The following is an 18531-nucleotide window of genomic DNA, read 5'->3' as shown; positions in this document are numbered from 1 at the left end:
GCGCCCGGCCGGGCGGTCAGGACGACGAGGTGGATGGGCGTGGCGCACCCCATCCCCGTTCGGGCTCGTGGGCCTCTTGCAGCCGACGATGGTGCGCGGCCAGGAGATCGCTGCGCGTGAGGATTCCCACCAGCGTCCACGGCGCGTCGCGCTTGACCACCGGCAGCCTCCCCACGCCCTCCCTCACCATGTGGTCCGCCGCCTCGCGCAGGGTGCTGTCCTCGAAGACCACCGCCGGGGGCCTGCCAATGAGCCCGCTCACGAGCCGGGACTCCACGGCCTCTTCCATCAGCTCGCGCCGGGTGATGACCCCCAGCAGCCGTCCAGCCGCGTCCACCACCGGGAAGCCCTGGTGCCGTGTGCCCGCCGCCCCTCCCGTGAGCCAGACGCGTACCGCCGCCACCGTGTCCTCCGCCCGCAAGGTCACCACGGGCCGCAGTCCCTGCTCACGCACCAGCGTGTTGGCGAGCACGTCCGCCGCGTATTCCGTGGGCACTCGCGCCCCGCGCCGCGCCAGCTTCTCCGTCATGATGGAGTGGCGCATGAGCAGCGCCGAGACGAGGTAGGCCGCCGCGCAGCCGCCCAGCAGGGGCAAGAGACCCAGGGGCTGGCGCGTCGTCTCGAAGGCGAACACCACCGAGGCCAACAGCGCGCGCGACGCCCCGGCGAAGATGGCCGCCATGCCCACCAGCGCCGCGATGCGCACGTCCACCCCCAATCCGGGCACCCACGCCACCGCCAGCGCTCCCAGCGCCGAGCCGAGCCCTCCCCCGATGGTGAACAGCGGGGCCAGCGTCCCGCCCGAGGTTCCGCTGCCCAGCGCGATGGACCAGGAGGTGAACTTCAACAGGCAGAAGACGAGCGCCGCCGTGCCCACCAGCCGCCCCGAGAGGATGGCCTCGATGTTGGTGTAGCCCACGCCCAGCGTGCGCGGCTCGAACCAGCCCACCGCCCCCACCGCGAGCGCCCCGAGCGCTGGCCACCACATCCAGTGCAGCGGCAGCCGCTCGAAGGCGTCCTCGATGGCATAGACGGCCCGGGTGGCCCCCACCGAGGCCACGCCCACCAGTGCTCCCAGGGCGATGTAGAAGGCCAGCGCTCCGCCTCCGGGGGCCGCCACGTCCGGCACCGTGAAGGCCGGCACGCCCCCCACGAAGAGCATCCGCACCGCCGTGGCCGTGCTGGTGGCCAGCGCCACCGGGATGAGCGAGCGCGGCTTGAGCTCGAACAGCAGCAGCTCCACGGCCAGCAGCACCGCGGACACCGGCGCCCCGAAGGTGGCCGCCATGCCCGCTCCCGCTCCCGCCGCCAGCAGCACCTTGCGCTCGTCCGCCGTCACCCGGAGCACCTGGCCCAGCAGCGAGCCCAGCGCGCCGCCCGTGGCGATGATGGGCCCCTCGGCGCCGAAGGGTCCTCCCGTGCCGATGGCCACCGCCGCCGACAGCGGCTTGAGGAACGTCATCCGCGGAGGAATGCGGCTGCGGTTGAGCAGCACCTGCTCCATGGCCTCGGGGATGCCGTGCCCGCGGATGGCCTTGGAGCCATAGCGTGCCATCACCCCCACCACGAGCGCCCCGAGCACGGGAATCACGAGCACCCACGCGCCGCGCGTGTGCTCCGCTGGCGACACCTCCGCCAGCGACACCCGGCCGAAGAAGGCCAGTTGGGTGATGAGCGCGATGAGCGCGCCGAGCAGCCGGGCCACCAGCCCCGCGGCGATCGCCAGCAGGACGCTCAGGCCACAGAGCCACACCACGCGGCCGTCCACGGGGCCCGTGCTGAGGGGCGCGCGTGGCTCGGTCTGCAACGTGGGCCCCATCGAGGGCGCCACCGGCAGCGCGTCCCGGCCGTTCAGCCCCTCCTCGGGAGAGAGAATCTCAGGTCTTTTCATGGCGTCGTTTCCCCTGGCGGCGCCTGGTGGGCGCCTCGTCCTCGAAGAAGAGCGGTGCGGACTGCTCCTCCAGCCCCAGCTCGCGCACGAGCGCGTCGAGTCCCCGCGCGAGCGCGGCGCGCTGGTCCGGCTCCAGCCGGAGCACTCCCGCGATGAGCCGTGCCTGGGCCATGGGCGGCGCGGTGCGCAGCAGTTGCTGGCCCTCGGCCGTCAGTGACACCTCCACACGCCGCCCATCCACCGGCGAGGGCCGGCGCGACACCAGCCCCGCCTCGATGAGGCCGCTGACCGCCACCGAGACCGAGCTCTGGTGCGTGAACGTCCGCTCGGCCAGCTGGTTGATGGAGCAGGCGCCCGCCTCGGCGAGCTGTTGGAGCACGAAGAGCCGCGCGCCACTCAGGCCCAGCCGCTCCTCGGAGGCCCGGGCGGACATGCGCAGCATCCGCACGATGCGCCGGATCGCGTCCAGCGACGTGCGCACCTCCTCTGGATTCTCCGAGGCGGGCCTGGCCCGGGTGGGGCGAATTGTATGGGAGCCCATATAATTCTCCAGATACATCCCGGCGAGCACGTGCGCAAGGGCAAGGCGCTCCCGTGCTCCTCGAGTCACTCGCCATTCACGGGACGTGGTGACAGTCTTCGTGTCGTTCCCTGAAGGGAAGGAGCACGTATGCCCACTGCGTTCGAAGAACCGGCCAGGCCAGTCCTCATCGGCCGCTCGAGCTCACACTTCACGCGCGTCACGCGGATCTTCGCCGCGGAGATGCGCATCGACTACTCCTTCCGGGTGGTGCGCGACCTCATGTCCTCCGATCCGGAGGACTACGGCGGCAACCCGGCGCTCCGCATACCGAGCTTGCGGACGTCCCGAGGCGTCTGGTTCGGCGCGCTCAATGTCTGTCGCGAGCTGTGGCGGCGGTCGAGTCCCAGACCCCGCGTGGTCTGGCCAGAAGAGCTCGACGAGCCGTTGCTCGCCAATGCGCAGGAGCTCGTGCTTCAGGCCATGGCGACGGAGGTGTCGCTGATCATGGCCGGGCTGGCCGGCACCAGCGACAGCAGTGCCCACCACGCGAAGATGCGAAAGGGGCTGGTCAACATGATGTCGTGGCTGGAGGAGAACGCGAGCCCCGTGCTCGCCGCGCTCCCGCCGCATCGGGACCTGAGCTTCCTGGAGGTCACGCTCTTCTGTCTCGTGACCCATCTGGAGTTCCGGGGCGTCTTGCCGACCACCTCCTACTCCGAGCTGAACACGTTCTGTCAGCGGTTCGCGACGCGGGCATCCAGCGGGGAGACCGCCTATCGCTTCGACACGTGAAGGCCGGCCGTGTGGAGCGGCTCCACGTTCATGGAGGCGCGGCCCCGCTCGTTGGCACCGAGGACTTCCCGCTCCTCGGTGCCTCGCTTCGTCCTCCCCTCCTCACCAGATGCGCACGCGCTGCTCGGGGGCGAGGTAGAGCGCCTGTCCAGGCGTGGCGTCAAAGGCCTCGTACCAGGCGTCCTGGTTGCGCACGGTCGCGGCGCGGTACTCGCCCGGCGAGTGCCCATCCGTCAGCAGCAGGCGGCGGAGCGTCGGCTCGCGATACTTGTTGCGCCAGACCTGACCGAAGCCGAGGAAGAAGCGCTGCTCGCCGGAGAAGCCATCGAGCACCGGCGCCGGCTGCCCACCCAGCGACAGCCGGTAGGCATCATGGGAGATCGCCAGCCCGGCGACATCGGCGATGTTCTCGCCGAGGGTCAGCTTGCCGTTGACCGAGACGTCGGGCAGCGGCCGGTAGGCGCTGTACTGCGCGACGAGCGCCTGGCCCGCCGCCTTGAACTTCGCCGCGTCCTCCTGGGTCCACCAGTTCTCCAGCTTGCCGCGCGCGTCGAACTGCGCGCCCACGTCGTCGAAGCTGTGAACGATTTCGTGCCCGATGACGGAGCCGATGCCACCGTAGTTCACCGCCGGGTCCGCGTGCGCGTCGAAGAAGGGCGGTTGGAGGATGGCCGCGGGGAAGATGATGGAGTTCTGCTGCGGGGAGTTCAGTGCGTTCACGAGCTGCGGAACCATGAACCACTCCGACCTGTCCACGGGCTTGCCGAGCTTGCGCAGGTCGCGCTGGTACTCGAAGCGCGACGCGCGCTCGGTGTTGCCGTAGGCGTCTCCCCGCACGATCTCCAGCTCCGAGTAGTCACGCCACCGGGCCGGGTGGCCGATGCCCACCTGAAGGGTGGCGAGCTTCTCCTTCGCGCGCTTCTTCGTCTCCGGGGACATCCACGCCAGGGCGTCGATGCGCCGATCGAACGCCGCGATGATGTTGCGCACCATCTTGTCGGCCTCCGCCTTGGCCTCCGGCGGGAAGTACTTCTCGACGTAGAGCTTGCCGATGGCCTCGCCCATCGCCTCGCCGGTCACGTCGACGCCCCGCTTCCAGCGCTCGCGCAACTGTTGCGCGCCGGAGAGCACCCGGTCGTTGAAGGCGAAGTGCTCCTCGACGAAGGCCTTGGGCAGCAAGGGCGCGGCACGCTCGATGGCGTGGAAGGTCAGGTAGTCCTTCCAGGTCTGCAAGGGCGCGCCACCGACGAGCTTCGCGATTCCCGTCAGCGCGCTCGGCTGCCAGACGATGAACTCGCGCTGCTGCCCGAGGCCCGCGGCGCCCAGGTAGGTGTCCCAGTCGAGGCCGGGCGCGCGCCGCGCCAGCTCCTCCCGGGGCCAGGGATTGTTGGCCTTGAGCACGTCCCGCGTGTCCACCTGGCTCCAATGCACCCGCGCGATGTCGCGCTCGAGCTCGAGGATGCGTTTGGCCCGGGCCTCCGGGTCGGTGATGCCCGCCAAGCGCAACATGGCGGCGACGTGCTGCTGGTACTTCTGACGGACGTCCGTGAAGCGCTCGTTGTCGACGAGGTAGTAGTCGCGATCCGGCAGCCCCAGGCCCCCTTGCAGCAGATAGGCGGCATAGCGCGAGGGCTCGTTCAGGTCCTCGGACACCCAGAGGCCGAGGAGCCGGTCCGTGGTGACGCGGCCCGTGTTGAGCGCATCCACGTCGGCGCGCAGGGTGTCGCCGAGGGCGGCGGCGAGCTCCTTCCGGTTGGTGATGGCGGCGATGCGGTCCAGCTCGGGCGCGAGCGGGGTGACGCCCTTCGCCTCGATGGCCGCCTCGTCCATGAAGCTCGCGAACAGGTCACCCAGCTTGCGGAGCTCGCTGCCCTCGGGCGCGTTGGCGCTCGCGGACTCCTCGAGCAGCGCGCGCGTGCGCCGGCTCGCCTCTTCCGCGAGCGTGGTGAACATGCCGTAGCTCGGCCTGTCGGCGGGGATCTCGACCTTGTCGTTCCACGTGCCATTGACGAAGCGGTAGAAGTTGTCACCGGGCGCGACGGAGGTGTCCATCCCGGCGGTGTCCACGCCGAAGCTGCCGTAGGTGGGTTTCGGCGAGCGGGCCGGGGCGGCCGCCGTCGCGGTGGGCTTCGCCTGCGCGGGCGTCTTGTCCAGCGGCGCGGACGTGGCACACGCGGCGAGCCACGCGGCCGCGCTGGTCGTGAGCACCACGCGTGCGGCGCCCGGGATACGTCGGTTCTGGAGGGTCATTCATGGCTCTCTAGCAGACGAGATTGTTTGGAGTCGCGACAACGTGACTTGGCTCGGTGCGCCAGAAATGATTGCCTCGAGCCTTCCCCTCACCTGGAAAGGCTCTCCTCCATGCGCAACATCCTCGCGGCCTCTGTCTCCCTCTTCTCGCTCGCCCTGTTCGGCCCCGTGGCCTGTGGCGGCACGGTGGCCGAGCCGCCCCAGGTGCTCTCGGAGCAGAAGCAGGGCCTGAATGCCGTGGGCTCCGGCTGCTCCTCCGACGCGCAGTGTTCGACCGGACTGTGCTGGACCGAGGCGGACTCCTACCCCCTCTACAACCCGCAGTGGATCCGCGCCGATAGCTGCACCGAGGAGTGCGGGGGCCCGGGCGACGACGCGTACTGCCAGCAGCTCGCCGCCGAGTTCAACGCGCCGCGTCCCGCGTCGGCGCGCTGCATCGCCGCCCGGGGCGTCTATGACAACTATCCGTATGACGACATCTTCTATGTGTGTGACCTGATCCCCGCCGGTCTGGGCAAGGTGCACTGGGTCGAGTAGTCGCGCGGCGGGACTCGCGCCGTCCGGGGGAAGATGGCCTTCCCGGACGGCGCGTTACGGCTCGGACAGCCCCGAGGCGAGCAGCGCCAGCCGGGTGACGATCTGCTCCTCCGAGGGCGGAATGACCGCGCTGATCGAATGCAGCAGGCTGATGCGCAGGCCGTTGTTCCTCAACCAGATGATCAGCTCGTCGGCGTTGAGGGGATCCGGCCGGATGAGGAACTTCCGGGCGATGGGCACGCGCGACAGGTAGAGCGCCTCGAGCGAGGACAGGTCGCCCTCGGGGCCGGCGTAGACGGGCTCCGTGTGTTTGAACCAGGGCTTGATGTCCTCCAGGAGCCACTGCACGCGGGTGCTCTTGAAGCGCTCGAGCTTCAGGAACTCCTCCAGGTGGTTGCGCTCCAGGAGGATGCAGTCGTCTCCCGCGCACCACGCCTCGATGCTCAGGTGGTGGGCCAGGAGCCGGTGCTGACGTCGGCAATATTCGCGGTGGGGATCCATGGACATGTGCGTGCGCTCGAGAATGGCCTGGGAGCGGGTCCCAGGCCAGGGGTTGATGGACTACGGAGCGCGTCCGCTCATCTTATTTCCAGCAGACAGGTGGCACTGCAGCCGTCGTTGGAGGTGTTGTTGCCATCATCACACTGCTCTCCCACGTCGATGACGCCGTTGCCACACAGGCGCATGCATTGGGTGCGGCGCGTGGCGAAGTTGTTGAGCGTGAGCCGGTACGAGGAGCCCGTGGTGTGGCGCTCGGCCTGGAACACCGCGACCTCGTAGATGCCCCCCCGCTGCAGGCCCAGCTCGGCGGCCTTCTGCGAGAGATTGATGCTGCCTGATTCCGGGCCATGCACGCCGCCCAGGTCGAGTGCCAGCCGGCCGTTGATGAATACCCACACATCATCGTCGCCGAAGAACTCGAGCACCTCGATTCCCTTGTACTCGAACCAGTAGCGCGTCTCGCTCGTGAAGCTGAAGTTGTGGGCGACTCCGTCGCTGCCATTGCGCAGGCGCTCCAGGTTCTGGGCGACCCAGCCCGCGTTGTCGAGCGGGAAGAAGCTCGTGTCCTCGAACCGGTATGAACCGTTCGGCTGGCGCATCAGGGAGAGCGTCTGGACCCGCGTCATGTTGATGTTGTACACGTCCCGGTACCATTGATCGAACGCGACCTTGCCGTGGGTGGTGGCGGAGGAGACGTTGGTCTTCGCGTACACGGGCTTGCCGTCGTAGCCCAGGAGGCTGGCCACGATGCCCCTCTCCGCGCCGTTGGCGTTCTCGAAGTCGACGTGGCCGCGCGGCAGGTTGCCGCTGGCCGGCAGATCGTAGCCGCGGAAGTCGCGGTAGACGATGGGGAGCTCCACTCTGTCGGGAGGGGCCTGCTCGATGGACTGGCAGACGAAGCCCTCCTCGCGCTTGCACTCCGGAGAGCAGCCGTCGTTGGCGCGGGTGTTGCCGTCATCGCACTCCTCGGTGGTGCCAGGGAGCATCACGCCATCTCCACACACCGCCTGGCACGTTCCGTTGGTGCACCGGGGCTCGCGCATGCACAGGGGGGAGCACCCGTCACCCAGGTTGTTGTTGCCATCGTCGCACTGCTCCGTTCCCTCGGTCACCTGATCGCCGCAAACGGTGCGGACGCACGGCTCGCCGATGGTGTCACACTTGTACCCGGACTCGAGGCGGCACTCGTTGCTGCAGCCGTCTCCCGAGAGGGTATTGCCGTCCTCGCACTCCTCGTCACCGGCGATGAGCTGATCACCACACCGCGCGGCGAGGCAGGGCCTGCCAGCGGACGGGCAGCTCCAACCCGGCTCCAGGGCGCAGGTGGCGGAACAGCCGTCGCCAGCGAGCGTGTTGCCGTCGTCACAGGCCTCCTCGGTTTGTTTCAGGCCGTCACCACACGAGGTGGCGCCGCCATCGAGGGGCGTGGAGGCATCGGGGTCATCCGGGGTCGGGCCGGCGTCCGTGTCCGAGGCGCCGCCAACGAGGGGAGTGGAGGCGGCGAGAGGGTTCGAGGGCGGGCCGTCACCCGCGTCCGGTTCACGGATTCCGCAAGCCACGAGTGACGAGAAGAGCGTCGCCAACAAGAGGACCGAGAGCCGCGGTGTTCTGGATGTATTCATCATGGGGAAGTGCAATCGCTCCATTGGGAGGGTGGTGCCCCCTGGGCAGCGCCGGACTCCATGGCCCGACATGCTTGGGGGCGGTTGGAGATCGAGTCTGCCATACATGTCTGACTGGAGCGTGACTCCATGGGCGTTTGAACACACGTCATGTACCGTTCCCCGCAACGAAGACGGCGGAGGCGTGGTGCATCCGCCTCCGCCGGGTTCGAGATTGTCTCGGTGAGAGACTACGGGTAGCAGGTGCTCCAGTTGGAGAGGGCCGCGCGGATGGATTCGCGCAGGGGCTCGACCTTGGCGGCATGGAAGGTATTGCTCGCCGCGGTCTTGTTGCTGGCTCCGGAGATGAAGATTCCCCACACGTAGTTCTGTGTAGACGTCACACCGAGCGAGCAGCGGGGGACCTCCGCCACGCCAGCCACCGAGATGTATTCCAGGCACGAGCCGCTGCCGCACAGCGTGTAGTTGCCCGCCTTGTAGTGGGAGACGAGACGGTTCTTGTACTGGGTGAGGGCGGTGGTGCTCAGCCCGAGGCTCGCGCCCTCCTGATCCACCAGCGTCCTCAACGCGCTCCGGATGCTGGTGAAGTCCCCCGCCTGCTCGGGCATGCGCTGGTACAGGGCGGTGCGGCTGGAGGCGGACAGCAACGTGCCGTTGGCGATGCCCTCGTACATGCGGCCGGCGTCCGCCAGGGTGAGCGCGTTGGCCACCGGGCCCCCGCAGCCCGGGTAGTGGTTGAGCTGGGTGGAGGTCATGCCCGCGGCATCGGCCGTCTGGTTGATGGGCGCGAAACCAAACGCGTCGATGACCGCCCGGGTGCGCTGGTTGTCGGAGAACTCGAGCATGTTGTAGATGGCGTTGCCCAGCGTCTCCGTGCCGGTGATGGTGCTGGTGGGGCAGCTCCCGGACGACGGCGCGTAGATGTTGACGAGCTGGTTCAGGCTGGCACGGCCGGCGTCGACCTCGCGCATGGCGTGCAGGCCGATGAGCGCCTTGATGGTGCTGGCGGGCTCGAAGACGAGGTTGCCCTGGAGGGACGCCTGGACGGAGCCGCCCACCTGCTTGACGTAGTGGCCGGTGTCGCCATCCGTCCCGTCGCGCATCAGCTCACCGATGCGCGTGGTGGCCGCGTTCGAGTTGTTGACCATGATGGCCGCGAACTTGCGCGCGCCACCCGACGTGTACGTCTTCACGTCCAGCAGCCGCGCGCCGTTCTGCGACAGGGCATCCGCGAGCCGTGAGGAAGAGACACCGTGGTACCACCACCAGCCGATGCCCGGGTTCTGCTCCATGATGACGTTGAACGTGGAGCCGCTGGCATCCGCGGGCTGGATGTGGGTCAGGAATCCGTTGTTCTGCGACAGGTAGCTGGAGACCTGACTGCCAGTGACGCCGTAGTACCACCACCAGCCCTTGGCGTCGGCGCCGGTGTTGCTGATCATCACCGCCGCGTAGCGCGTGCCGGCGCTGGTGGCGTAGCTCTCGATGTCCACCAACCGCGCGTTGTTCTGCTGGAGCACGGTGCCAATCTGCGCCGGGGTCGCGGCGTAGTACCACCACCAGCCCTTGGCGTCGGCGCCGGTGTTGCTGATCATCACCGCCGCGAAGTACGTCGTCCCGTTGAGCTCGTAGGGAGACAGGCTGACGATGCGCGCGTTGTTGGTGCTGAGATACGAGGAGAGCTGGCTGGCCGTCAGCCCGTAGTACCACCACCAGCCCTTGGCGTGGGTGCCGGTGTTCTTCACCAGGGCCGCGGTGAAGCGCGGCGGAGAGGCCTGCTCCACCTGGAGGCTGATGATGCGAGCGTCATTGGCACTGACCAGCGCCGAGAGCTGTTCGGGGGTCTGGCCGTAGTACCACCAGGCTGCGGTGGGCGTGGTGTTGAGGTTCTCGCCGAGCGCGGCGTCCTCGCGCTGGGCCAGGCCGGCCTCGGCGGGGGAATCCGTGTCGGCGGTGGGCTCGAGCGGGCCACACGCGGTGGAGAAGGTCACGCTGGCCAGGGTCAGCGCGGACAACAAGCGGGAACGCAGGTGGAACATGGTGGGGCTCCTGCCGGGCCGATGCGCCCGGTGGTGTTTGAGATTGCGCTGGAGCCCATTGCAGCGTGCGTGCCGAGGCCCGGAGCCCCGTTTGGACGGGGCATCTGGGCGAGCGCGGGCCCCCCGCTCCTCGGCGTACAGAGGAGAGGCGGGCCCGAGGGGGCCGTGCCTCGGGGTCATGAGGCACGGGGGTGGCACGGGAGGTGGCACAGTCCGGTGGCACGGCGAGTGCCTCGATCCGCTCCATCCTCGCGGGACAGGCCTGCTGGTGGGCGATGGTGTCCCACCGCGCCCGCCACTCCGAAGAGCTGAGACAACACCGGCACCCCGCGCAGGTCCACGCTGCCCGAGTCGGGGCACAGGTTGAGATGGTCGCTCTCGGGCCACCCGCCATCACAGCGTGTCAGGGCGCCCGTGTGCCCTCCATGGAACCACCCGCCTCCGAAGGCCTCCTCGGCGAACATGTCTCAATCCAGATGTCAATGCATCCCCGTGAGATGAAGCCATCCGAGAATGACTGGGAAATGATTGGCGGGTGATAGGGAAATGACTGGACGATGACTGGGCATGAATGACAGCCGGTTCTCGTGGTCCGTGTCGCCCTCCGTCCGGGGGGCGCGGAGTGGGTGACCGCCGCAGGGTCTCCGCGTAGGATGGCGCGCGGGAACGTCTCCATGTGGATCTTCGGCTATGGCTCTCTCATCTTCCGCCCCTCCTTCGCGTACGAGGAGCGGCGTGACGCGTGGCTGACGGGCTGGGTGCGGCGCTTCTGGCAGTCCTCGACGGACCACCGGGGCGTGCCGACGGCGCCCGGACGGGTGGTGACGCTGGTGCCCGAGCCCGGCGCGCGCTGCTGGGGGATGGCGTACCGGATCGCCACCGAGCGGGTGGAGGAGGTGCTGGCCCACCTGGACTACCGCGAGCAGAATGGGTACGAGCGGCACCGGGTGATCCTGGAGACGCGCGAGACCACGCTGCTGGACGCCCTGGTGTACGTGGCCGGCCCTTCCAATCCCCACTACCTGGGGCCCTCCCCGCTGGAGGAGATCGCGGCGGTGGTGCGCTCCGCTCACGGCCCCAGCGGTTCGAACCGCGACTACGTGCAGCGTCTGGCGGAGGCGCTGGCCGAGGCCGGCGAGCAGGACGCGCACGTGATGGAGCTGATGCGCTTGCTGTAGCCGCCGGCCGTGACGCTCCCGGAGCGGGTTGCCTCCTTCCTCATGAAACACATGCTCCGTTCATCGGAATGCATGTGTTTCACGGCACCCCTCATCGGGGTGGAGGCTGACGCAAGGAAACCCCGCGCGGATGTTCGGGGCCCGGCCGCAGCCGGCGCATGTCGACGAGGATGTCGTAGGTGCTCGGCGTGGCGACGGCCTGTCCGCCGGTGAAGCGGTAGAGTCGGCTCACATCGCTTTCCTGGGGAAAGCGCTCCTGCACCAGCTCCCGGAGCATCTCCTTGGCCACCCACTCGGCATCCACCGACACGGAGCCGAACTCGTCCAGGTAGCGGCGGGGGGCGGAGGTGTCGGTCTGCCTGGCATAGCGCACGAAGACCCGGGGCCGGTTCTGGGGCACCACCTGGCGCGCGCCTGCCTCCATGAGCGCCAGCTCCCGGGCCTGCGGCAGCGCGAACAGCTCGAGCGATTGCTGGTGGGCGAGCACGGCACTGGCCGCCACCAGGCCCCCGAGCAGCAGCGTCGCGACGCGCGGACCGCGCGAGGGCCAGACGCCGCCGAGGTTCATGAGCGACGCGACGAAGAAGACGCTCCACACGCCGGTGAGCGCGTAGATGGTGCGGTAGGAGGGCCAGCGCTCTCCGGCGAGGAAGCTGACCGAGTAGGTGATGGCGGACAGCATCACCAGGCCGAGCAGCCAGCGGCCCACGCCCGTGCGGCCCGTGCGTTGGCCCTCGACGGTGAGCCCCGCGCCCAGGAGCACCAGCGTCACGCCCACCATGAGCCGATAGCTGTCGGGGGAGGGGGTGCCGGGGCTGTTGTTGAGCACGGACAGGGCGAGGGCATTGGGCAGGACATGGGTGAGTGCCCAGACGAGCTTGTCCAGCCAGTGCTTCTCGAACACCATCCGGACCGAGGGCGTGAGCCACCCCAGCGCGAAGGCGAGCTTGGTGAGGCCGAACGCCAGGGCCAGCCCCAGGCCCATGACGAGCAGGTGCCGCGCCAGCCAGTGCGCGGTGTCCCGGAGCGAGGCCTCGCGCCGCGCCACGAGTGCCGCCGCCACCAGCACGGCGTAGAACAGGCCACTGGCCTGGTAGGTGAGCGTCGCCGTGGCCATGAGCCCCACCGCGGCGATCCGCCATCCCTGGGAACGGGGAGGGGGTTGAGGCGGCCAGGGCAGGCCGCGCCGGGCGAGCGCGAAGGCGCCAACGCCCATCAGCAGGGCTGGCGCCTGGGGCCAGCAGATGCCCCAGTTGGCGATCACCTGCGCGGAGGGGGCCAGGGGCAGGAAGGCGGCGAGCAGGGCCGCGGGCGCCGGACGCCACCCCTCGTCGAGCAGGAGCAGGAACACCGAGGCGGCGAGCAGTCCGAGCGTCACGACACCCAGCAGTCGCAGCCCGCTCAGGCCGTCGATGTCACCAGCGAGGCGCGTGGACAGCTCGAGCAGGGCGCCATACAGGGGCCGCCCTTGAGAGGCGCACACCCGGAAGATCTTGCCGGGCTCCATCTCCGCTTCCCGGAGGATGGCGTAGTCATCGCGCAGCCCGTAGCGGCGGAAGATGACACTGGCATAGGTGACGAGGGGCAGCAGGCAGAGCAGGGCGGCCGTGCCCCAGACACGGGGCCCACGGGGAGGACGGGGAGGGAGGGAGGCGGTCGTCATCTCAGGTCTCTTCCGCGACTTGCCAGCCGTTCTGTCCCAGGCTCGCCATCAATTCCTCGATGTGGCCGCGTCCGCGCGTCTCCAGTGTCACCTCCACCGCCACCTCGCCCAGGCCCGTCCGGGAGAAGGCGCGGTTGTGGTAGATCTCCACCACGTTGGCGCCCTGCTGAGCGATTCCCGCCGTGAGCCGCGCGAGCATCCCCGGCCGGTCCGGCATGCGCACCACCAGCCGCACCAGGCGCCCGTCCTTCACCAGGCCTCGCTCGATGATGCGGCTGACCAGGTTGACGTCGATGTTGCCCCCGGACAGCAGCAGCACCACCTTGCGGCCTCGCGCCGAGGGAATCTTGCCGTTGATGAGCGCCGCGAGCCCCACGGCCCCCGCGCCCTCGGTCACCGTCTTCTCGCGCTCGAGCAACAGGAGGATGGCGTTGGCGATCTCCTCCTCGTCCACCGTGACGATGTCGTCCACGTAGCGGCGGATCATCTCGAAGGTGTAGTCGCCGGGGCGCCGCACCGCGATGCCGTCCGCGATGGTGGTGCCCGCGGGCAGCTCCGTCACCTGGCCCGCGTCCACCGACGCCTTCATGCTCGCGATGGCCGAGGCCTGCACGCCGATGATCTTGATGCGCGGGTTGGTCTCCTTGAGCGCGCACGCCACGCCGGAGATGAGCCCTCCGCCGCCAATGGGCACCACCACCATGTCCATGTGGGGGCACTGCTCGAGCAGCTCCAATCCGATGGTGCCCTGGCCGGCGATGACGCGTGGATCATTGAAGGGGTGGATGAAGACGCGCCCGTCGTGCTCTTGCAGCCGCAGGGCCTCGGCGTAGGCCTCGTCGAAGTTGCTGCCGTGCAGCACCACCTGGGCGCCGTAGGCGCGCGTGCGCGAGGCCTTGATGATGGGTGTGCGCTCGGGCATCACGATGATGCTGGAGATGCCCTGGCGGCCAGCGTGGTAGGCGAGCCCCTGGGCGTGGTTGCCCGCCGAGGCGGCGATGACACCGCGTGCCCGCTCCTCGGGCGTCAGGGAGAGCAGGGTGTTGAGCGCGCCCCTCTCCTTGAAGGCTCCCGTGCGCTGCAGGTTCTCCATCTTGCAGTAGAGCGCCGCGCACTGGGTGATGTCCTTGAACTGCTCGGAGCGCGGGCAGGGGGAGCGGTGGATGGCTTCGCCGATGCGCTGCTGGGCGGCCTCGATATCCTGGAGCGTGACCATGAGTGTCTGTCGCGCCCCATAGCCGATGCGCGGCCCGGACGAAAGGGACGGGGGGGACCCCTCCCCGCGCCCGTCAGATGCCGCGCAACACCGTGGCCTTGCCCACCCGGCCGATGGCCAGGATGTACGCCGCGGTGCGCAGGGGCACCTTGCGCGTGCGCGCGAGCTGGGCAACCCGGTCGTACGCCTCCTTCATCGTCCGCTCCAGCTCGGCGTTCACCCGCTCCTCTTCCCAGGACAGGTGCTGGAGGTTCTGCACCCACTCGTAGTAGCTGACCGTTACCCCGCCCGCGTTGGCGAGGATGTCCGGCACCACGAGCACGCCGCGCTTCTCGAGGATTTCGTCGGCCTCGGGCTCGATGGGGCCGTTGGCGGCCTCGATGACGAGCCGGGCGCGCACGTGGGGGGCGTTGGCGCGCGTGATCGCCTGGCTGAGCGCCGCGGGAACGAGCACGTCACAGTCCGAGGCGATGACCTCCTCGTTGGAGCACGCCTGGCCGCCGCCGAAGCCCGTCACGGTGCCCGCGCGCTTGACGTGCTCGAAGAGGCCGGGGATGTCCAGGCCCTGGGGGTTGTGCACGCCGCCGTACACGTCGGACACGGCCACGATCACGGCCCCGTCCTGCCAGAGCAGCTGCGCGGTGTGGCTGCCCACGTTGCCAAAGCCCTGGATGGCGAAGCGCGTGCCCTTCATGGGCAGGCCCGTGTCCCGGAGGATTTCCCGGGTGATGTAGAGCAGACCGCGTCCGGCGGCCGAGTCCCGGCCCCGGGTGCCGTAGAGCTCCGGCGGCTTGCCGGTGACGACGGCGGGCGAGTGCCCGTGGTAGCGCGAGTACTGGTCCATGATCCACGCCATCACCTGGGGGTTGGTGTTGACGTCGGGGGCGGCGATGTCGCGGGTGGGGCCGATGAGGTCCTGCACCTGGTCCACGTACTTGCGCGTCAGGCGCTCCACTTCCTTCATGGACAGCTGGGTGGTGTCCACCGCGATGCCGCCCTTGGCGCCACCGTAGGGCAGGTTCACCACGGCCGTCTTCCACGTCATCAAGGAGGCGAGCGTCGCGCACTCCTCCTGGGTGATGCTGGGGTGGTAGCGCAGGCCGCCCTTCATGGGACCGCGGCTGTTGTCGTGCTGGATGCGGTAGCCGTGGAAGGTGCGGATCTCCCCCGTGTCCAGCTCGATGGAGACCTGGACCTTCACCTCGCGCAGGGGGGTGGCGAGCAGCGTCTCGATGCGTTCGCCCACGTCCATGATGCGCGCGGCCCTGCGGAAGTAGTGATGGATTCCTTCAACGGCTTGCATGGCCGGAGTGCTCCCTTGGGCGCGATACCAGCAACGGCGAGTCTTGCGCTACCATGGGTTGGTCATGCGCTCCAGTTCCCCGTTGGTGACGGACACGAGCGGTGCCCTGCGGGGACTGGCCCGCCGCATCCGCGCGCTGCGAGAACGTCGGGGCCTCAAGCAGGAGGACTTCGCCGCCCGGTGCGGCATCTCGGCGAGTTTCGCGTCCCTGCTGGAGCGCGGCGAGCGCAGCCCCAGCTACGAGACCCTGGTCCAGATCTCCGAGGCCCTGGGCGTGCCCCTGGCCGATCTCTTCCGCGAGGAAGACGATGCGGCGGGGGCACACCGGTTGGTGGACTTCGTCCGGAAGAACGCACTGTCGCGCCCGGAGGTGGACCGGCTGCTGGCGGTGGCGGACGTGTTGTTCGCCGAGCGCTCCGAGCCGCCGCCTCCCGCCGCGCCGCCCCCGGAGTGCCGGGAGCGGGGTTGCGGCAAGCCGGTGCTGGCCCGGGAGCTGTGCGGTGCGCACTACCACCGGGAACGCCGGGCCCGGGCGAAGGCTCCGCCCTGAGGCGCGCTCCCGGTAGGTGGGACTACTTGCGCCGGGCCCGCTCCAGCTTGAGCGGCTTGTCGTTGTGGGGCTTGCCCTGGAGCGCCTCGAAGGCGGCCACGTCCTCCTCGGCGATGAAGACGTAGGCGTAGGAGGGCTTGAGCTCCACGCGCTGCACCTTGCCCGCCGGGGCGCCGAGCGACTCCAGGGCGCTGGTGAGGGCGGCCTCGTCCGCGACGTCGGAGCGGCCCAGGCCCACCCAGAGGCGCGCCTGGCCGGGCACCTCGGGCGTCTCGGTGCGCTCGGGGCGGGGCGGGCGCTCGCGGGTGCCGCGGGGCCGGTGCTTGTCCACCTTGATGGCCTTGTCGCCGTGGGACTTGCCGTCGAGCGCCTCGAAGGCCTGAGCCTCGGACTCGGGCACGTAGGCGTAGCCGTAGTGGCCGCGCAGGAGCGCCTTGTTCACCTTGCCCGCGGGGGCACCGGCGGCCTCCAGGGCGGCGATGAACTTCGCCTCGTCCAGGCCGTCGTCCGTGCCCAGGTTGAAGCGCAGCTTCGCCTCGCCGGGGCCCGCGTCGGGGGAGGGCGGCGGCCGGTTCGGATCCCGCTCGCCGCGCGGCCGGCTCTTCTCCACCTTGAGCGTCTTGTCCTTGTACGGCTTGCCGCTCAGCGCCTCGAAGGCCGCCAGGTCCTCCTCGGCGACGAAGACATAGGCGAAGCCGGGCTTGAGGTCGGCGCGCAGCACCTTGTTGGCCGGGGCTCCCGCCTCCTCCAGCGCGGTGACGATGCTGCCGGGCCCGAGGCCATCCTCGGTCCCCAGGTTGATCCACAGCTTCACCTCGCCCGCGGCGGCGTCCATGCGCGAGGGGCCCCGCTCGGGGCGCTCCCGGCGGCGCTTGTCGCCCCGGTCCTCCCGGCGCGACTCGCCCGGGCCTTCCGCGCGGCGCTCGTCCCGGCGCGGGGGCCGCTCCCGCTCCTCGCGGCGGGGCGGACGCTCGCGCTCGGTGCGCTCGCCGCGCTCCTTGCGGCGGGGCTCGGACGGGCGTGGAGCCGGCGCCTCGCCCGCCTGCTCGCTGGCCTGGGCCTTCTCCATGCGCAGGTGGCTGAAGAAGTACTTGAGCAGGAAGGAGATGAGGTCATCCGCGTCCGCGCGGCCCTTGAGCTGGGCGGCCAGGGGGAGGAAGCCCTCGAAGATGGCGCCGGAGGCGGCCTCGCGGATCTCCCGCACGTGGCGTTCGGCCCACAGGCGCATGGCCTCCTCGGGCGCGGGCATCTCCTTCTTCTCGAACTTGATGCCGAACTTCTTCTCCAGCGTGGTGTACGTGGCCAGCTCGCGGCCGGAGAAGAGGTTGATGGCGGTGCCCTTGTTGCCGATGCGGCCGGTGCGGCCCACGCGGTGCAGGTAGACGGCCGGGTCCTCGGGCAGCGAGTAGTTGATGACGTACTCGAGGCCGGAGATGTCGATGCCGCGCGCGGCGATGTCCGTGGCCACCATGAAGGCCACCTCGCCCCGCTTCACCTTGGCCATCACCCGCTCGCGCTCCTTCTGCGGCAGGTCTCCGTTGAGCAGCTCCGCGTCGAAGCCGTTGCGGTTGAGCACCGCCGTCACCAGCGCCGTGTCATCCCGGGTGTTGCAGAAGATGATGGCGTTGCTGGGCTCCTCGGCCTCCAGCACGTAGATGAGGTTGCGCGGCTTGGGGAACGCGTCCGACACGTCGTAGCGCACGTGGTGGATGTGCTCCACGGTGAACACGTCGCCGGAGAGCAGCAGCGTCTCGGCGTTGGTGGTGTAGCGCGCGATGAGGTTCTGGATGTCCGTGGGGACGGTGGCGCTGAAGAGCAGCACCTGCCGGTCCTTGGGAAGCCGGTCGAGGATGCGGGTGACCTCTTCGTAGAAGCCCTGGTTGAGCATCTCGTCGGCCTCGTCGAGCACCGCGTGGGTGCAGCCGTCGAGCTTGAGGTTGCCGCGGTTGATGTGATCGAACACGCGGCCAGGCGTGCCGACGATGATCTGCGTGCCCTCCTCGAGCGCGTCCTCCTGCTGCTTCATGGAGGCGCCGCCGTAGATGGCGGCCACGCGCACGCCCTTGTACTTGCCCAGGGCGGTGAGCTCCTCGGACACCTGGAGCGCCAGCTCGCGCGTGGGGCAGAGGATGAGGGCGCGCACGCGCTTGTCCTCCGCCGACAGCTTCTCCAGCAGGGGCAGGCCGAAGGCGGCCGTCTTGCCCGTGCCGGTCTTGCTCCGCACGATGAGATCCCTGCCTTCCACGACGGGCCGGAAGGCCTTCGCCTGGACGGGCGTGGGGTGGGTGTAGCCGCGCTCGGCGATGCCGCGCCGCAGGGGCTCGGAAAGGTTCAGGTCATCGAAGCTGACGTCCGCCACGTACTCGGCGGGGCGGGACGAGGCTTCGGCAGTGTTTCCCGGCTGCTCCGGGGTATCGATGTCACTCATCAAGCAGGGGGCATAACCCCTGCATTACGCTGTGGCAA

The 18531-nt window shown here is 69.5% G+C and carries 14 protein-coding genes and 1 pseudogene; 4 read left to right on the top strand and 11 right to left on the bottom strand.

The features are described from left to right. Window positions 1-16 precede the first annotated feature (16 nt). Both CYFUS_RS41330 and CYFUS_RS41325 read right to left on the bottom strand, forming a co-directional pair. Window positions 17-1891: a chloride channel protein gene (locus CYFUS_RS41330; RefSeq protein WP_095990207.1), complete on the bottom strand. Its 1875-nt coding sequence runs from the start codon at window positions 1889-1891 to the stop codon at window positions 17-19. Beyond that, the gene (locus CYFUS_RS41325; RefSeq protein ID WP_095990206.1) at window positions 1878-2432 is read right to left on the bottom strand and encodes a MarR family winged helix-turn-helix transcriptional regulator; all 555 of its coding nucleotides are present in this window, start codon (window positions 2430-2432) and stop codon (window positions 1878-1880) included. Before CYFUS_RS41325 ends, CYFUS_RS41330 begins: the two co-directional genes overlap by 14 nt. Window positions 2433-2561: 129 nt before the next feature. On the opposite strand from CYFUS_RS41325, the gene CYFUS_RS41320 reads away from it, so the two are divergent. Continuing rightward, window positions 2562-3206, top strand: coding sequence for a glutathione S-transferase N-terminal domain-containing protein (locus CYFUS_RS41320; RefSeq protein ID WP_095990205.1), 645 nt, complete (start codon window positions 2562-2564; stop codon window positions 3204-3206). 102 nt (window positions 3207-3308) lie between these two features. Here the strand turns inward: CYFUS_RS41320 and CYFUS_RS41315 are convergent, their stop codons facing one another. Then, window positions 3309-5456: a M13 family metallopeptidase gene (locus tag CYFUS_RS41315; RefSeq protein WP_095990204.1), complete on the bottom strand. Its 2148-nt coding sequence runs from the start codon at window positions 5454-5456 to the stop codon at window positions 3309-3311. A 111-nt stretch (window positions 5457-5567) separates the two neighbouring features. On the opposite strand from CYFUS_RS41315, the gene CYFUS_RS41310 reads away from it, so the two are divergent. Further along, on the top strand, window positions 5568-5993 hold the full coding sequence (locus CYFUS_RS41310) for a hypothetical protein (RefSeq protein WP_095990203.1): 426 nt from the start codon (window positions 5568-5570) through the stop codon (window positions 5991-5993). Between the two features lie 54 nt (window positions 5994-6047). On the opposite strand, the gene CYFUS_RS41305 is transcribed toward CYFUS_RS41310, so the two are convergent. The 4 genes and pseudogenes from CYFUS_RS41305 to CYFUS_RS41290 all read right to left on the bottom strand — a co-directional run. Next, window positions 6048-6500, bottom strand: a complete 453-nt coding sequence (locus tag CYFUS_RS41305; protein ID WP_095990202.1) for a hypothetical protein — start codon at window positions 6498-6500, stop codon at window positions 6048-6050. A gap of 71 nt (window positions 6501-6571) precedes the next feature. After that, window positions 6572-8119, bottom strand: a complete 1548-nt coding sequence (locus tag CYFUS_RS41300; RefSeq protein ID WP_095992535.1) for a DUF4215 domain-containing protein — start codon at window positions 8117-8119, stop codon at window positions 6572-6574. A 227-nt stretch (window positions 8120-8346) separates the two neighbouring features. Next, window positions 8347-10155: a serine hydrolase gene (locus CYFUS_RS41295; protein WP_095990201.1), complete on the bottom strand. Its 1809-nt coding sequence runs from the start codon at window positions 10153-10155 to the stop codon at window positions 8347-8349. 209 nt (window positions 10156-10364) lie between these two features. Then, window positions 10365-10619: pseudogene (locus CYFUS_RS41290) on the bottom strand (peptidase M19); the annotation flags it as partial. 210 nt (window positions 10620-10829) lie between these two features. On the opposite strand from CYFUS_RS41290, the gene CYFUS_RS41285 reads away from it, so the two are divergent. Then, complete coding sequence (locus CYFUS_RS41285) at window positions 10830-11333, top strand: gamma-glutamylcyclotransferase (protein WP_095992534.1); 504 nt, start codon at window positions 10830-10832, stop codon at window positions 11331-11333. Between the two features lie 91 nt (window positions 11334-11424). On the opposite strand, the gene CYFUS_RS41280 is transcribed toward CYFUS_RS41285, so the two are convergent. The 3 genes from CYFUS_RS41280 to CYFUS_RS41270 all read right to left on the bottom strand — a co-directional run bounded on the left by CYFUS_RS41280 (window position 11425) and on the right by CYFUS_RS41270 (window position 15515). Then, window positions 11425-12996 (bottom strand): hypothetical protein, encoded by a 1572-nt coding sequence (locus tag CYFUS_RS41280; RefSeq protein WP_095990200.1) that lies wholly within the window; start codon window positions 12994-12996, stop codon window positions 11425-11427. A gap of 1 nt (window position 12997) precedes the next feature. Next, window positions 12998-14212, bottom strand: a complete 1215-nt coding sequence (ilvA, locus tag CYFUS_RS41275) for a threonine ammonia-lyase (RefSeq protein WP_095990199.1) — start codon at window positions 14210-14212, stop codon at window positions 12998-13000. A 73-nt stretch (window positions 14213-14285) separates the two neighbouring features. Further along, window positions 14286-15515, bottom strand: coding sequence for a Glu/Leu/Phe/Val family dehydrogenase (locus CYFUS_RS41270; protein ID WP_095990198.1), 1230 nt, complete (start codon window positions 15513-15515; stop codon window positions 14286-14288). Window positions 15516-15579: 64 nt separating this feature from the next. Here CYFUS_RS41270 and CYFUS_RS41265 point away from each other — a divergent pair, with 64 nt between their 5' ends. Then, window positions 15580-16065 carry a helix-turn-helix domain-containing protein gene (locus tag CYFUS_RS41265; protein WP_095992533.1) on the top strand — a complete coding sequence of 162 codons (486 nt, stop codon included), beginning with the start codon at window positions 15580-15582 and terminating at the stop codon, window positions 16063-16065. A 22-nt stretch (window positions 16066-16087) separates the two neighbouring features. On the opposite strand, the gene CYFUS_RS41260 is transcribed toward CYFUS_RS41265, so the two are convergent. Beyond that, window positions 16088-18493, bottom strand: a complete 2406-nt coding sequence (locus CYFUS_RS41260; RefSeq protein WP_095990197.1) for a DEAD/DEAH box helicase — start codon at window positions 18491-18493, stop codon at window positions 16088-16090. Window positions 18494-18531 lie beyond the last annotated feature (38 nt).

Source organism: Cystobacter fuscus (assembly GCF_002305875.1).
In the GTDB taxonomy this organism is placed as follows: domain Bacteria; phylum Myxococcota; class Myxococcia; order Myxococcales; family Myxococcaceae; genus Cystobacter; species Cystobacter fuscus_A.
The sequence above is the reverse complement of the archived record's forward strand: the minus strand, read 5'-3'. Positions and strand labels throughout refer to the sequence as shown.

Bases quoted from the DNA above. Each gene is read 5' to 3' on its own strand.
- CYFUS_RS41280 (WP_095990200.1), bottom strand. From the start codon at position 12,996: ATGACGACCGCCTCCCTCCCTCCCCGTCCTCCCCGTGGGCCCCGTGTC.
- CYFUS_RS41300 (WP_095992535.1), bottom strand. From the start codon at position 8,119: ATGATGAATACATCCAGAACACCGCGGCTCTCGGTCCTCTTGTTGGCG.
- CYFUS_RS41265 (WP_095992533.1), top strand. From the start codon at position 15,580: ATGCGCTCCAGTTCCCCGTTGGTGACGGACACGAGCGGTGCCCTGCGG.
- CYFUS_RS41320 (WP_095990205.1), top strand. From the start codon at position 2,562: ATGCCCACTGCGTTCGAAGAACCGGCCAGGCCAGTCCTCATCGGCCGC.
- CYFUS_RS41310 (WP_095990203.1), top strand. From the start codon at position 5,568: ATGCGCAACATCCTCGCGGCCTCTGTCTCCCTCTTCTCGCTCGCCCTG.
- CYFUS_RS41260 (WP_095990197.1), bottom strand. From the start codon at position 18,493: ATGAGTGACATCGATACCCCGGAGCAGCCGGGAAACACTGCCGAAGCC.
- CYFUS_RS41330 (WP_095990207.1), bottom strand. From the start codon at position 1,891: ATGAAAAGACCTGAGATTCTCTCTCCCGAGGAGGGGCTGAACGGCCGG.
- ilvA (WP_095990199.1), bottom strand. From the start codon at position 14,212: ATGGTCACGCTCCAGGATATCGAGGCCGCCCAGCAGCGCATCGGCGAA.
- CYFUS_RS41295 (WP_095990201.1), bottom strand. From the start codon at position 10,155: ATGTTCCACCTGCGTTCCCGCTTGTTGTCCGCGCTGACCCTGGCCAGC.
- CYFUS_RS41325 (WP_095990206.1), bottom strand. From the start codon at position 2,432: ATGGGCTCCCATACAATTCGCCCCACCCGGGCCAGGCCCGCCTCGGAG.
- CYFUS_RS41270 (WP_095990198.1), bottom strand. From the start codon at position 15,515: ATGCAAGCCGTTGAAGGAATCCATCACTACTTCCGCAGGGCCGCGCGC.
- CYFUS_RS41305 (WP_095990202.1), bottom strand. From the start codon at position 6,500: ATGTCCATGGATCCCCACCGCGAATATTGCCGACGTCAGCACCGGCTC.
- CYFUS_RS41285 (WP_095992534.1), top strand. From the start codon at position 10,830: ATGTGGATCTTCGGCTATGGCTCTCTCATCTTCCGCCCCTCCTTCGCG.
- CYFUS_RS41315 (WP_095990204.1), bottom strand. From the start codon at position 5,456: ATGACCCTCCAGAACCGACGTATCCCGGGCGCCGCACGCGTGGTGCTC.